Annotated in this window: 11 protein-coding genes; 7 read left to right on the top strand and 4 right to left on the bottom strand. The window is 70.9% G+C overall.

Annotation, left to right across the window (positions count from 1 at the left end):
• Positions 1-91 precede the first annotated feature (91 nt).
• The 4 genes from ABZV42_RS03695 to tatA all read left to right on the top strand — a co-directional run bounded on the left by ABZV42_RS03695 (position 92) and on the right by tatA (position 5,475).
• The gene (locus ABZV42_RS03695; RefSeq protein WP_356050818.1) at positions 92-454 is read left to right on the top strand and encodes a metalloregulator ArsR/SmtB family transcription factor; all 363 of its coding nucleotides are present in this window, start codon (positions 92-94) and stop codon (positions 452-454) included.
• Positions 447-3,125: a magnesium-translocating P-type ATPase gene (mgtA, locus tag ABZV42_RS03690; RefSeq protein ID WP_356050817.1), complete on the top strand. Its 2,679-nt coding sequence runs from the start codon at positions 447-449 to the stop codon at positions 3,123-3,125. Before ABZV42_RS03695 ends, mgtA begins: the two co-directional genes overlap by 8 nt.
• Before the next feature lie 270 nt (positions 3,126-3,395).
• Complete coding sequence (locus ABZV42_RS03685; RefSeq protein ID WP_356050816.1) at positions 3,396-5,093, top strand: LCP family protein; 1,698 nt, start codon at positions 3,396-3,398, stop codon at positions 5,091-5,093.
• 181 nt (positions 5,094-5,274) lie between these two features.
• Positions 5,275-5,475, top strand: coding sequence for a Sec-independent protein translocase subunit TatA (gene tatA / locus ABZV42_RS03680; protein WP_355979561.1), 201 nt, complete (start codon positions 5,275-5,277; stop codon positions 5,473-5,475).
• Positions 5,476-5,533: 58 nt separating this feature from the next.
• Here tatA and thpR read toward each other — a convergent pair whose 3' ends face one another.
• Together thpR and ABZV42_RS03670 are read right to left on the bottom strand one after the other, a co-directional pair.
• Positions 5,534-6,130, bottom strand: a complete 597-nt coding sequence (gene thpR / locus ABZV42_RS03675; RefSeq protein WP_355979559.1) for an RNA 2',3'-cyclic phosphodiesterase — start codon at positions 6,128-6,130, stop codon at positions 5,534-5,536.
• Between the two features lie 70 nt (positions 6,131-6,200).
• On the bottom strand, positions 6,201-7,424 hold the full coding sequence (locus ABZV42_RS03670) for a saccharopine dehydrogenase C-terminal domain-containing protein (RefSeq protein ID WP_356050815.1): 1,224 nt from the start codon (positions 7,422-7,424) through the stop codon (positions 6,201-6,203).
• A 126-nt stretch (positions 7,425-7,550) separates the two neighbouring features.
• Here ABZV42_RS03670 and ABZV42_RS03665 point away from each other — a divergent pair, with 126 nt between their 5' ends.
• From ABZV42_RS03665 to ABZV42_RS03655, 3 genes are all read left to right on the top strand, one after another.
• On the top strand, positions 7,551-8,294 hold the full coding sequence (locus ABZV42_RS03665; RefSeq protein ID WP_356050814.1) for a TetR/AcrR family transcriptional regulator C-terminal domain-containing protein: 744 nt from the start codon (positions 7,551-7,553) through the stop codon (positions 8,292-8,294).
• 438 nt (positions 8,295-8,732) lie between these two features.
• On the top strand, positions 8,733-11,948 hold the full coding sequence (locus tag ABZV42_RS03660; RefSeq protein ID WP_356050910.1) for a TIM-barrel domain-containing protein: 3,216 nt from the start codon (positions 8,733-8,735) through the stop codon (positions 11,946-11,948).
• Between the two features lie 127 nt (positions 11,949-12,075).
• On the top strand, positions 12,076-13,200 hold the full coding sequence (locus tag ABZV42_RS03655) for an ABC transporter substrate-binding protein (RefSeq protein ID WP_355979550.1): 1,125 nt from the start codon (positions 12,076-12,078) through the stop codon (positions 13,198-13,200).
• Positions 13,201-13,282: 82 nt separating this feature from the next.
• Here the strand turns inward: ABZV42_RS03655 and ABZV42_RS03650 are convergent, their stop codons facing one another.
• A complete protein-coding gene (locus ABZV42_RS03650; protein ID WP_356050813.1) occupies positions 13,283-13,831 on the bottom strand; it encodes a hypothetical protein in 549 nt (182 codons plus the stop codon).
• A gap of 64 nt (positions 13,832-13,895) precedes the next feature.
• A complete protein-coding gene (locus ABZV42_RS03645; protein ID WP_356050812.1) occupies positions 13,896-14,135 on the bottom strand; it encodes a hypothetical protein in 240 nt (79 codons plus the stop codon).
• Positions 14,136-14,144 lie beyond the last annotated feature (9 nt).

Raw genomic sequence — 14,144 nt, 5'->3', positions numbered from 1 at the left:
CCGACGGCCGGGCGGGCGGGCCCCGGGTGCCTGCCGCGGCACTAGACTGGTGCGGCGCAAGAGTGAGCTGTGAAGTGGGCGGGAGAAGGCTGTGACCGGGAACGCCGGTGGTTTCGAGGATCCGTCCGCCGAGGTTCTCGCCGAAGCCGCGGCCGCGTTCGGGCTGCTCGCGTCCTCGGCCCGGCTGCACCTCATGTGGGCACTGTCGCAGGGCGAATGCGACGTCACACATCTCGCCGACCGCGTCGGCGGCGCGCTCCCGGCGGTCAGTCAGCATCTGGCCAAACTCAAGCTCGCTGGACTCGTGCGCTCCCGCCGTGAGGGCCGACGGCAGGTCTACTACGTCGACGACCCCGACATCGTCACCGTGGTGCGGGTGATGGTCGGGCAGCTCACCGCACGCTCGCACCCCGCCCTCGCGCCCGTGCGCGAAATGCACCGGACCGGTGGCTGAGGCCACCGCGGCCTGGAGGCAGGCCAACGGGACGCCCGGTCCGTCGGCCGCGGCCGCACACCTCGACGAGGTCTCGAAGGAACGAACCACGCCCACCGTGCTCGAGGTGCTGCGCGGACTCGACAGCGGCCCGCGCGGCCTGACCGAGTCACAGGCCGAGGAGCGCGCGGCCCGGCTGGGCGAGAACAGAGGTCCCGCCCAGCGCGAGGTGTCCTGGGCGCGACTGTTCGTACGCGGCCTGCGGGACCCCTTCACCGCGGTGCTGGGCTGCCTCGGTCTGGTCTCGGCAGCCGTCTTCGCCTGGGGTACCGCCTCGGTGATCCTCCTGCTCGTCCTGGTGAGCTGCGCGCTGCGCGCCTCGGGGGAGTACCGGGCCGACCGGTCCACGGCCGCGCTGCGGGAACTCGTCGCCACCACCGCCACCGTGCTGCGCAGAGCGGACGAGGAGGCCGCCCCGGCGGCCCGCGAGATACCCGTGGCCGAGCTCGTACCCGGCGACGTGATCCGGCTGGGCCCCGGCGACATCGTGCCGGCGGATGTGCGACTGCTGCGCGCCACCGGCCTGACCGTGCATCAGGCCGCGCTGACCGGAGAGTCCGAACCCGTCGCCAAGACCGCCGACGACCTGGCTCACCCGGCCCGCGGCGAAGGGGGTCCGTCCGCTCGAGCGATGCCGGGAACGGGGGAGTTCGAGCGGCCGCAGCTGTGCTTCCAGGGCAGCAGCGTCGTCTCCGGCGGCGCCACCGCGGTCGTCACCGCGACCGGCGCGCACACCCGGTTCGCCCAGGCCCACGACCGGAGGGCGCTCCCGCCTCGGGAGAGTGCCTTCGACCGTTCGGTCCACGGCATCTCCTGGATCCTCATCCGGTTCATGCTGCTGACCCCGCCGCTGGTCCTGATGGCGAACGCGGCGCTGCGCGGACGCGGTCTGGAGACACTGCCGTTCGCGGTGGCGGTAGCGGTCGGGCTGACCCCGGAGATGCTGCCGGTCCTCGTCACCCTCTGCCTGGCCCGCGGGGCCGCTCTGCTGGCCCGCGCCCACGGCGTCATCGTCAGACGCTTGCCCGCCCTGCACGATGTCGGCGCGATCGACGTGCTGTGCCTGGACAAGACCGGCACCCTCACGAAGGACAGCCCGGTCGCCGAACGTGCCCTCGGTCCGGACGGCCGGGACGACCCCGAGGTCCTGCACTGGGCCGCCGTGAACGCGTGGTGGTCCCTCCAGCTCGGCGACCTGCCCCAGCCCGACGCCCTCGACGAGTCGATCCTCGACGCGGTCGACGAGGACGAGCTCACCGCGTACGACGGTGTCGCCGCCGTCCCCTTCGCACCGGACCGCCGTCTCGCCACCGTGGTGGTCAGGACCCCCGGCCGGCTCGGCACGCACACCCTGGCCGTCAAAGGCGACGTCCCCTCTGTCCTGGAACGCTGCGCACTCACGGACGACGAGAGGCAACGGCTGCTCGCCCTCGCCGCCCGGCAGGCCGACACCGGTGCGCGGGTCCTGGCGGTCGCCACGGCGGAACGTTCCGCCCGGGGACGCGACTACACACCCTCCGACGCGCGCGGCCTCACCTTCCGGGGCGTGATCACCCTGCGGGACGCGCTCGATCCCACCGCCGCCGACGCCCTCAAGGTCCTCACCGACCGGGGTGTCGCCGTCAAGGTCCTCACGGGCGACCATCCGGGGACGGCGGTCCGCGTGTGCCGGGACCTGGGCGTCCCCGTCGCCGAGGACACCGTGCTCACCGCCGAGGACGTCGACGGTCTCACCGACACCGAACTCGCCGAAGCCGTCGGCCGTACGACGCTCTTCGCGCGCTGCGCCCCGGAACACAAGGCCCGCGTCACCGAGGCCCTGCGGCGCGCCGGGCACACGGTCGGCTTCCTCGGCGACGGCGTCAACGACCTGCCCGCCCTGCGCGCCGCCGATGTCGGCATCGCCCCGCGCGACGCCGCCGACGTCGCCCGTGACGCCGCCGACGTGGTGCTCGCCGAGAAGGACCTCACGGCCGTGGCCCACGCCGTCGACGCGGGCAGGCACGCGGGCGGCAACATCGCCACGTATCTGCGCATCACGCTGTCGTCCAACCTCGGCAATGTCCTCGCGATGCTCTTCGCCGGTCTCCTGCTGCCCTTCCTGCCGATGCTCCCGGCCCAGGTCCTGACGCAGAACCTGTGCTTCGACGCGGCCCAGCTCGCCTTCGCCCACGACCGCCCCCACCCCCGCGTGCTCGACCGGCCCACCGTGCTCGACCCACGCGGTCTCCTGCGCTTCATCACCGGGTTCGGGGTGCTCAACGCCGTCGCCGACCTCGCCACCTTCGGCATCCTCGCGCTCGCACTGCACGGACCCGGGACGGGGGACGACGAGGCGGTGTTCCACTCCGGCTGGTTCACCGAGAACCTGCTCACGCAGGCCGCGGTGATGGTGATGCTGAGCGTCGGCCGCCGTGCCGCCAGATCCCGCAGGCCGAGCCCCGTGGCGTGGGCCGCGATCACCCTGAGCGCCGTGGGTCTGGTGCTCCCCGCCTCACCGCTGGGGCCGATGCTCGGCCTGACGGCGCTTCCGGCCGTCTACTACCCGCTGCTCGGCGGGGTCCTGCTGCTCTACGCCACGGGGCTCGTGGCGGCGAGGACCCGGTTCGGCCGAGGTGTGAGCAGGGTGTGAGAGGGCCCCGTACGGCCGTCCGCGGAACCCAAGGGCCCTGACCTACGTCTCGCTTCAGGAGACGGTTCACCACGTGTCCCACCGGTGACATGAGATGCCTCACCCGAGTATTGAGAAGGGATCCCTGCTGCTCGGGTCATCGCTTTGTTAGATTGCGCAATTACGCAACTCAAGTAGACGCCCGCTTCATCCGCCCGTACGACGCACTACATCCCCGGCCGTAACTGAGGGACCGGGGTTCACGGGCCCGACTGTTCAGGGGAGTGGGAGATGAGCGACCCGCGGGACGGCTCGGGTGGTCAGGCCACACGGAGCCGAACGTCCCGGGTTCCCGGTCAACGCGCGTCGGACGCCGACGCGACCCGCCTTCCGGGCGGCCGGTCCGGGTCCAGAGCGGCCGCCCGCTCGCACGGCGGCAGGCGGGCGCGCCGGGCGGGCCGGGGCAGGCGGGCCCTGAGGATCGCCGGGATATGTCTCGCGCTCCTGGTCCTCGGCACCGCGGGTGTCGGCTGGTGGTTCTACGAGCACCTGAACGGCAACATCGACAGCGTCCCGCTGGACGGCAAGGGCGGCACGGAGAAGGCGGACGCCTTCGGCCGCACCCCGATCGACATCCTGGTGATGGGCTCGGACGGCCGGACGAGCAAGGCGGACTGCAAGCTCGGCGGCGGCTGCTCCAGGACCGGGGTGCAGACCGGCAGCAACGCCGACGTGCAGATGGTGGTGCACGTGTCGGCCGACCGCTCCAACGCCACGGTGATGAGCATCCCGCGTGACACGATGACCCACGTCCCGGCCTGCAAGGACGGCGAGACCGGACAGTCGACGGCCGGCTACTACGGCCAGATCAACAGCGCGCTCCAGTACGGCCCGGCCTGTCAGGTGGCCACGGTCCACCAGCTCACCGGCATCCCGATCAGCCACTTCGTCAAACTCGACTTCTCCGGTGTGGTCAAGATGTCCGACGCGGTCGGCGGTGTCTCCGTGTGCGTCAACAACAACGTGTACGACACCTACTCGCACCTGAAGCTGTCCAAGGGCGGTCACACCCTCAAGGGTGTCGCGGCGCTGGAGTTCGTCCGTTCCCGGCACGGCTTCGGCGACGGCAGCGACCTGGGCCGCACCGTCTCCCAGCACATCTTCCTCAGCGCGATGATCCGCAAGTTCAAGAGCGCGGGCACACTCACCGACCCCAGCGCCGTGTACAACCTCGCGGACGCCGCCACCAAGGCGCTGACCGTGGACGAGGGCCTGGGCACCGTGAAGAAGCTGATCGGGCTCGCGTCCGATCTCGACAAGGTCCCGACCAAGCGGATGACCTTCACGACGATGCAGACGGCACCCGACCCGGCCGACAGCAACCGGGTGGTGGTGGGAGCGGGCGCGAAGAGCCTGTTCGCGACGATCGCCGACGACAAGTCGCTGACGACCGGATCGGGCAAGAAGTCCGCGGCGGCCTCCGCGACCAAGAAGGCCACCGCCGCGGCCGTACCCGCCTCCGAGGTCGCCGTGACGGTGGAGAACGGCACCGGGATCACCGGCCGTGCCTCGGCCGTCGCCACCGCGCTCACCGCGAAGGGCTTCAGCCCGAGGACGGCCACGGCCAACGCACCCAGTTCGGCCACCACCACGACCCTCACCTACGGCACCGGGGAGAAGGGCGCGGCCCAGACGGCCGCCAAGGCCCTGGGGCTGCCCGCCTCGCATCTGAAGCAGGGCGCCGCGCCGGGTCTGGTCCTGGTGGTCGGCAGCGACTGGCCCGGCGGGAGCGCGTTCCCCGGCGGATCGTCGTCGTCCGCGTCGGCCGACAGCAAGGCCGCGGTCGCCGATGCCCACGCCTCCACCGCCGACGAGGCCAAGACGTGTGCCAAGGTCAGCCCGTACAGGACCGTCAGCCTCAACGGAGTCCCCATGACTCCGGCGCAGGCCTACGCGGCGGCGCGGAGCAAGCCGGACTCCGACGAGTGAGGCGGCCGAGCGGCGTCGCCCTGAACTCCGAGGGGGTTCCGTAGGCCCTCGAAGTGCCTACGGAGGGGTGACCCGCCGGCCTGATCTCAAGGTTGTACAGTTGCGCAATATGGCAATGAAGGCAGATGGTGCGCCGCTCTTGGTCCGTGCCGCTGTCCGGTGAAGAGGAGGGGCGGGCGAGATGCTCCGCAACGGACTGGAACCCTGGCACCTGCTGATCGTGGCGATCGTCATCATCCTGATGTTCGGGTCGAAGAAGCTGCCCGAAGCCGCCCGCGGGCTGGGCAAGTCGATGCGCATCCTCAAGAGCGAGGCCAAGGCCATGAAGGACGACGGCACCCCGCAGCCCTCCGACACGACGGTGCGGGACGCGGCCGCGTAGCCAGGTCCCGGGACCGCCGAGGCCGCGCCCGGGAGCCGGGGGCGGCCGGGTCGGCGCCTCAGGAGCCGGCCGGGTTCCCGTCGCCCAGGGGCCACGCCTCGATGTCTCGGTAGTGGATCGGTCCGCTGCTGCGTCCGAAGTTGCTGCCGACCAGGTGCAGACGTTCGGCAGGCCAGTGGCGGCCGGTGAACCCGGCCAGCCCCTGGGCGATTTCACCGGCTGAAGAATGGTCTCCTCGGCGGGCACGTGCCAACGTCAGATGGGGGCGAAAGGGGCGCTCCTCGAAGACGACCCCGCAGTGCTTGACGGTGGTACGCACCTCCACGGCGAGCGCGTGCAGCTCGTCGAGGTCTCCGCCGATCCCGCTCCACAGCACACGGTCGTCGAAGTTGCCGCTGCCCCGCAGCGCCAGCGACGGCGGCCGGCGGGCCGCCGCCAGGTCGGCGAGCGGCCGCCGCAGGAGAGGAACCGTCCCGGCCGGCAGCTCCCCCAGGAACGCGAGGGTGATGTGCCAGTCCTCGATGCGGTTCCACCGCATGTGAGGGTGGGTGCCGTAGGCGGGGCGCAGCTCCCGGGCCAGTTCCTCTTTCGCGTGGTCGGGCGGGGCGAGGGCGATGAACACGCGTACGGTCGCGCGTTGTGTCTGATCATGCACAGCACACTTCATACCGCACCTCACGCCGGTCACGACGCTCTCGCCGTGTGCTGTGAGCTCCGCCCAGGCCTCAGCCCTCCTCGCGCAGGCCCCACGGCGAGCCGTACTCGTTGAGCAGGTCGAGGAAGGGGCGGGGCGGCAGGGCTTCCGGGCCGAGGACGCCGCTGGCCGACCAGGCTCCGCCCGCGATGAGTTCGAGGGCGATGACGGGGTTGATGGCGGTCTGCCACACCACCGCCTGGGATCCGTACTCGCGCATCGACCACTGGTTGTCGACCACGTGGTACAGGTAGACCTCGCGGGCCGAGCCGTCCTTGGTCCCCTTGACCCAGGTGCCCGCACAGGTCTTGCCGGTCATGCGTTCGCCCAGCGTGGCCGGGTCGGGCAGACAGGCGGCGACCACATCGCGCGGGGAGACCTCCACCGGTCCGTTCGCCGAAGGGACGGTGACCTTCTCGGTGGAGTCCAGGCCCAGCTCGTGAAGGGTCTTCAGCTTGGCGATGAAGTCGTCGCCGAGGCCGTACTTGAACGTCACCCGGCGGGCGTCGACCCAGCGGGGGATGAGCAGGACCTCCTCGTGCTCCACGTTCACGCACTCCACCGGACCGATGCCCTCGGGGAAGTCGAACACCTCCGGCTCGCTGAAGGGGGCGGTGGTGAACCAGCCGCGGTCCTTCTCGTAGACCACGGGGGGATTGAGGCACTCCTCGATGGTCGTCCAGATGCTGAAGGAGGGGGCGAAGTCGTAGCCTTCGACCGTCAGATCGGCGCCGTCGCGGACACCGATCTCCTCGATCTCGTCGAAGAGCTCGTCGGCCGCGTACCGGGCGAAGACGTCCGACAGGCCCGGCTCCACCCCCATGCCGACCAGGGCCAGCCGGCCGGAACCCTCCCAGGACTCCGCCTGTTCGAACTGGGCGTCGCCGAGCTTGACCCCGCACTGCTCGTGCGGGTGGGTGGCGTGCGGTGAGGACAGGGACATCGCCATGTCGAGGTAGTGCGTGCCCGCCGCGCGGGCCGCGTTGAACAGCGGCATCACGAACCGCGGATCGGTCGCGTTGAGAAGCGCGTCGCACCTCTCCTCGGTGAGTGCCCGGCGTACCGCGTCCTCGTCGGTGGCGTCCAGGCGCAGCGCGCTGAACCGGTCCCCGTGCTCCTTGAGCGCCGCCACGGCCGCCTCGGCGCGGGCGAGGTCGTAGTCCGCGACGACCATGTGGGTCAGGAAGTCGCGACGGGCCGCGATCCGGGTGACGGCCGTGCCCACGCCGCCGGCGCCCACGAGAAGTACTCGCATGTCACACACCTTTCGTCGCCGGAGACGAACGCCTCCGGGCTGGACAGATGCAACGGGATGTCCTCGGTTAAGGTCAATCATGTTGGCATAAGGACCGACGGCGCGCGGTGAGCGGGAAGGGTCGGCATGGCGAAACAGGTGGTGCCGGAGACGGAACGGCGCAGACGCCGGCCGACCCGGCAGGGCACGGTGCTGTCCGAGAAACTGATCGTGCGGACGGCGTTGCGGATGCTGCGCGAGCACGGCAGCACGGGACTCAAGGCACGCAGACTGGGCATCGCCCTCGGAGCCGATCCCAGCACCCTCTACCGGTACTTCACCGGGCTGGACGACCTGACCAGGGCCATCGGCGAGGAGCTGATGGGCCGGGCCCTTGACACCTGGACCGCCACCGGGGAGTGGCGTTCCGACCTGCGGGCGCTCGGCCAGGCCATCCACGCCTCCTACCTCGCCCATCCCCAGGCCGCCGTGCTGACCGCGAGCCGGGTCACCGGCCGGCCGCGGGAGATCGCGGTGGACGAGACGATCCTGGGCATCTTGCGCGGAGCGGGCTTCCCCGACGCGGACGCGGTCGTCGTCTACCACGCGTTCATCGACCTCACACTGGCCTTCGCGGCGCTGGACGCCGGTTCGCTGGCGCTGACGGACGAGGCCCGCGCGTCGGACGAGGAGATGTGGCAGTCGACGTACGCCGAACTGCCCGCCGACACCCACCCGCACATCGCGGCGACCGCTCGGCTCCTGGCGGGGCGGATGACCCACAGTGCCTACCCCGTCGTCCTCGACACGCTGCTGAACAGCGCGGCGGAGCAGCTCGTCTGGGCACGCGCGCGGCGCTCGCCCGACGCGACGGACACGCGAAGGCCCTGACGGCAGGGCTTATGCCAACACCGTGTTTTCGTCGCGGTCACCATGATCCCGGGGTCACGGGCACAGCGCGGTGGGCCGGGACACCCCGGCGGAACGCCGAGGTCGGCCGTATGGACACCGCCAGAGTCGCCGTGCTCTGATTCCCAGGGTTGATCTCTTCGGGCGCGGGCCGAGGCCCGGTTCATCCTGCACCGCCGCACCGCCGCACCGCCGGAGGATGCCGCAGCCCGGACACTGCCCGCGAGCGGCAAGGCAACTCCGGATCTCGACCGGCACAGGGGGCGAGTCTCCCTGCTGAGAGCAGAACGGATGTTGCGTATGACGACTGTGTCCAAGGCGTCCAAGGCGTCGAACACGTCCAAGGCGTCGGCGAGAGGGCGGCTGAGATTCGTACGACGGCAGGCGAGTGTCGCCGCAGTCCTCGCCGTGTCCGCCACCATGACACTGACAGGTGCCGACTTACCGTCAGCCGGCGGTACGCGGGCCCGGCCGGTCCCGACCGTCGCCTCCGGGGACGCCCGCTTCGAGATCCTCTCGCCCACCCTGATCCGTACGGAATACGCGGGCGACGGGAAGTTCACCGACGACCCCACGTTCAACGCCATAGGCCGTGAAGGGTTCGAGCCGGCCGCGTACACCGCGACGACCTCGGACGGCTGGCTGACCATCAGAACGAGCGCGATGAGTCTGCGCTACAAGGTCGACTCCGGCCCCTTCGACGCGCAGAACTTCTCCATGCGGGCCACGGCGGGCGGCACTCCCGTGACGGCCGCTCCCTGGCAGCGTCTGACCTGCGGGCTCGGCACCCTCTGCGAGGCCGAGAGCCTGCGTCTCGACGGGCCTTCCGTCGCCTCGGACCACGGCGGCCACACCGGCAGCGGATTCGCCGCGGGATTCGAGGGCATCGGCAGCTCGGCATCCGCTGACATCGATGTCAAAGCCGCCGGGACCTACCAGTTCGACCTGCGGTACGCCAACTCCCGCGGTGGCGACGGCCAGACCCGCACCCGCACGCTGACGCTCAGCGCGGACGGCGGCGCGCAGCAGACGGTGTCCCTGCCGGTCACGGCGAACTGGGACACCTGGAACGTCACTTCGGCGAGCGTCCGGCTCGACGCGGGCCGTCACACCCTCGTCCTGACCCGGACCGCCTCGGACTCCGGCGACGTCAACGTCGACAGCGTCGCGCTCGTCCGGCCCGGGAACACCTACCCGTCCGTGTCCAGCACCGCGATCATGGACTGCGCGTACGGAGCGAGCTGCGAGGCGGAAGCCGGACGCATCGGCGGTACGGCGATCGCCGCCACCGATCACAAGGGATACGCCGGCACCGGCTTCGTCGGCGACCTCCACCAAGGATCGAGCCTGACCACGCATGTGGCCGGTGTGCCAGGCGACGGCGCCTACACGCTCCGGGTGCGGTACGCCAACGGCGTCGGCGGCGACGGCCTGCACCAGCAGCGCACCGCCACCGTCTCCTCGGCCGGCGCCAACGGCACCCTGTCGCTGCCCACGACGAAGGACTGGGAAGACTGGCAGACGGCCTCGGTGCCCGTGACCCTGACCGCCGGCGCGAACGACATCACGCTCGGCTGTCCCGACGCGGCGAGCTGCCACATCAACGCGGACACCGTCTCGGTGGCCGCCCCCGATGCGGCCGCGCCCCCGCCGCACCTCGCGCTCGGCGGATACCGCCGAGGCCTCGACGGCGTGACCGGCAACGAGAGCTCCGTCCCCACCACGCCCGGACTGCTCAACCGCGACGGCTGGTACCTCCTCGACGACACCTCGTCGGCGGTGTACGACGCCACGGCTCAGAAGGCGACGCCTCGCCCCGGCCACGGCGGCGCGCCCTACCAGGACGGCTACGTCTTCGGCTACGGACACGACTACAAGCGGGGACTCACCGATCTCGCCACACTGACCGGCCCGCCCGCGCTGCTGCCCCAATGGGCCTACGGCGTCTGGTACTCGGAGTACATCGACCGCACTGCGGCGGACTACGAGAACACCATCCTCCCGGCCTTCCGCTCCGAAGGCGCCCCGCTGGACGTCCTGGTGACCGACACCGACTTCAAAGCCGTGAACGACTGGAGCGGTTGGGAGATGGATCCCGCGAAGTTCCCCGACCCCAAGGGCTTCTTCGACTGGTCGGCCGCGCAGGGGCTGCACAACACGCTCAACGTGCACCCCAGCATCCTCGCGTCCGATCCCCAGTTCGCCCAGGCCCAGGCCACGGCCAAGGGAAAGCTGACCAAGGGCGGTTGCGCCTCGGGCGCCTCCGTCGAGAACAACTGCTACACCTTCGACTTCGGCGACCCGGACCAGCTCAAGGCGTACATGGATCTGCACCGGACCATGGACCAGCAGGGCAACGACTTCTGGTGGCTCGACTGGTGCTGCGACGCGTCGCAGTCCTCGCTCCAGGGCGTCACACCGGACGCGTGGATCAACCAGCAGTACGCCACCGCCGGTTCCGCGAACAACAGCCGCGGATTCGTCCTCTCCCGTGCGTACGGCTCGTTGCAGGCGGCCGGGTACAGCGGCCAGCAGGGTCTGCCGACCGGGCCGTGGGCCGACAAGCGCAGTACCGTCCACTTCACCGGCGACACCTCATCGACCTGGGGCGCGCTGAAGCTGGAGGTCGGATACACCCCGGGGGAGTCCGCCGCGACCGGGATGGCGGCCATCACCCATGACATCGGCGGGCACAACGACACGACAGGGCTGACCGGTTCGGAGAAGTACACCGACGGCGGCCAGAGCCGTACCACGCGCAAACTGCCCGACGACCTGTACGCCCGCTGGGTCCAGTTCGGCGCGTTCCAGCCCATCGACCGGCTGCACAGCAACCACAGCGACCGGCTGCCCTGGCAGTACGGGTCCGCGGCACGGCAGTCGGCCGACAAGTTCCTCAACCTCCGCGAGAACCTGGTGCCTTACACCTACACGCTCGCCGAGGAGGCGAACCGCACCGGCGTGCCCATCGTCCGTCCCACCTATCTGGAGTATCCCGACGAGCCGCAGGCGTACACCGCAGCGGACAGCGAGTACTTCTACGGCTCCGACGTACTCGTCGCCCCCGTCACCACGCCGGGCACCTCCGCCACCACCACGGTATGGCTTCCGCCCGGCCAGTGGACCGACTACTTCACCGGCGAGACCTACACGGGCGGGACCACCCGGCAGGTCACCACCGGCCTGGACTCGATGCCGGTCTTCGTCAGGGCGGGCGGCATCCTGCCCACCCGCACACACGACGTGACCGGCGACGACCGGAACCCGCTGACCGACGTCACACTCACCATCGCCGCCGGCCGGCCGGGGTCCTTCCGCCTCTACGAGGACAACGGAACCAGCCGGCTCAAGAACCGGAGCGCCACGACGACGATCCGGTACCGGCAGAAGGGGCAGCGCCACACGGTGTCGATCGGTCCCGCGCGAGGTTCCTTCGCCGGTCAGGTGAAGACCCGTCAGTGGACCATCGCGCTCATGGCGGCTCACGCACCTACAGAGGTCTCGGCGACCGGCGTGCACCTGTCCCCGCAGGCGTACCACTGGGACGACACCTCAAAGGTGCTGACGATCACGCTCCCGCGCCGCAGCGTGCGTACCCCGATCACCGTCACCTACCTGTCAGGAGGGGGCAAGTAGTCTCCTGGAATGACCCAGGTACGGCTGCGGGGCGGTGTCCGACCGCTCCGCAGCCGGCCGCCTTCACCGGGCCGGCCTGACGTCGATGCAGCGAAGTACACGGTCGGCACAGGGGAGACGTCACCGCATGAACACACCGCCATCGCCGCCCGGTTCGCCCTCAGCGGGGACGCCGACCGACGGATCATCCGTGCGGATCGGCGCTCTCGTACCGCTGTCCCGGCCCGGCTGGGCCGAGGCGGGCCTGCACCTGCTCGCCGGACTCGAACTGGCCGTTCGTGAAGTCAACGAGTCCGGCGGGATCACCGGCACACCCTTCGAGCTGGTGGTCCGGGACACCGCCGCCGATCCGCGCAAGGCCGTGGCAGCTGTGGACGAACTGGCGGCGCTGGGCGTGGCCGCCTTGGCGGGGGAGTACCACAGCGTCGTCGCCCGGGCCGCCGCCGCCAGGGCCGATGCCCTGGGTGTGCCGTTCCTCTGCTCGTCGGCAGTCATCGACACGCTCACCGAACAGCCGACGCAATGGGTCGCGCGCCTCGCCCCGGCGCAGTCCCACGGCTGGAGGATCTACGCGGACTTCCTGCTCGGCGCGGGCCACAGCCGTATCGCCGTGGCAGCCGAACCGAGTGTCTACTGGGCGTCCGGGGCCGGCATCCTGCGCGACCGCCTGGCCCCGCACGGCGGTTCCGTCATCGAGCTCGACATGCGCGCGCTGACCCCCGAGGCCGTCTGCGACGAACTGGTCGCCCATCGCGCGACGGCACTCCTTCTCCTGGTCGGGCATCCGGAGCCCGCGGTGTCGATCGTCAGGACGGTCCGCCGCGACCGGCGCCTGCCCGGGATCATGATCGGCGCGCCGGCCGGGCAGCCCGAGTTGGCCGAGTGGGTCACGCTGTGCGGCGAGGACGGCGCCGGCATCCCGTTCCTCCGCTACCTTCCGGAGCGCCTGAACGCACTGGGTGCGCGCGTCGGGACGGCCTTGCGTGAACGGCTGGGCCGAGAGCCCTCCTTCGTCGCCTTCGAGGGCTACGACACGGTCACCGTCCTCGCCGACGTCCTGCGCTCCGTGGGCCCGGACCGGGCGCGTATCGCCGCGTCCTGGTCGTGTGCCGACATCGAGGGGACTCGCGGCCGGATCCGGTTCTCCCGGGTGCCGGACATCGGCGTCTGGCAGTGGGCCTGGCCGCCGGTCCAGGTCGTCGACCGGGATCCCGCGGACCTCGACCGCTTTCGAACCCTGCACACCGGCTGAGTATCGGAGCCGTCGGCTGCGGCGAGCTACCGACGCCCTTCCGAACCGGCGCTGTCCGTCCACCCGGCCGCAGTCTCGCGGATCAACAGCCGCTGTGCGTCGGGGTGAAGTCCATGCGCGCGTGCTTGTCCGTGCCGACGGCCGTGTTGTAGGTCGTTCTGCTGACCCGGTACCAGACGTTGTCCTGCTTCGTGTGGCCGCCGACGTCATCCAGGCTGACGCACCACTGTTCCGGCCGGACGACGCGGGTGTAGGTCTCGGTTCCGCTCCGGACCCGCTTGCAGGTTCTCACGTGCTCGGTGGAGTACCAGGTGCGGGTACGCCGCTTGCTGCCCGAGCCGCTGCTCGAACTGTGCCTGACCCGATGCGTGGCCGTGGTGCACTTCCTCGTCATGTGAGGCCGGGTGGCCCGGGTGGTCATGACGGCGCGGTGACGGACCTCGTCGAGGAGGCCGAAGACACGCGCGTCGGCCGTGGCGGACGCGTCCGGCCGGTGCTGCCCCGTGGTGCTCCCGCTGCCCTGGCCGGCACCGACCGAATGGCCCGAGCCCTGGTCGGCGCCGCCGCACGCGCCGAGCCCGGCTATGAGAACCGCCGCCGTCAGCGCGGCCGTTGCAACTCGCTTGAACATGTCTTCCTTCGCGATCGACGGCCCGCAGCGTAACGGATCACCGACCGGGCCCGAACGGCAGGGATCAAGAACGGGCGAGCTTCGGACGACGCGCGCCCTCCTGCCCGGCGTACGAGAACAAGGCCAACTGCCATACGTGCGCCGGTGTGCAGACCGGCGGCAACTGCCCCTCAATGGTGGAGCCCGCCGCGGGCACGGATCCGGTCAGCACGACCACCTGCACCGTCTCCGTGGACGCCCCGAACGGCGTCCGCTCCGCGGCCGCCGCCGGTATGCCCGTCCTCGCCATTCTCCGCGACCGCATGGAACTCCC

The sequence above is a fragment of the Streptomyces sp. NPDC005281 genome (assembly GCF_040607495.1).
Classification (GTDB): Bacteria; Actinomycetota; Actinomycetes; order Streptomycetales; family Streptomycetaceae; genus Streptomyces.
Note: the sequence above shows the minus strand (reverse complement) of the source record. Positions and strands in the feature narration are given on the sequence as shown.

Bases quoted from the DNA above. Each gene is read 5' to 3' on its own strand.
- ABZV42_RS03660 (WP_356050910.1), top strand. From the start codon at position 8,733: ATGACACTGACAGGTGCCGACTTACCGTCAGCCGGCGGTACGCGGGCC.
- ABZV42_RS03655 (WP_355979550.1), top strand. From the start codon at position 12,076: ATGAACACACCGCCATCGCCGCCCGGTTCGCCCTCAGCGGGGACGCCG.
- ABZV42_RS03670 (WP_356050815.1), bottom strand. From the start codon at position 7,424: ATGCGAGTACTTCTCGTGGGCGCCGGCGGCGTGGGCACGGCCGTCACC.
- ABZV42_RS03665 (WP_356050814.1), top strand. From the start codon at position 7,551: ATGGCGAAACAGGTGGTGCCGGAGACGGAACGGCGCAGACGCCGGCCG.
- ABZV42_RS03685 (WP_356050816.1), top strand. From the start codon at position 3,396: ATGAGCGACCCGCGGGACGGCTCGGGTGGTCAGGCCACACGGAGCCGA.
- ABZV42_RS03650 (WP_356050813.1), bottom strand. From the start codon at position 13,831: ATGTTCAAGCGAGTTGCAACGGCCGCGCTGACGGCGGCGGTTCTCATA.
- ABZV42_RS03645 (WP_356050812.1), bottom strand. From the start codon at position 14,135: ATGCGGTCGCGGAGAATGGCGAGGACGGGCATACCGGCGGCGGCCGCG.
- tatA (WP_355979561.1), top strand. From the start codon at position 5,275: ATGCTCCGCAACGGACTGGAACCCTGGCACCTGCTGATCGTGGCGATC.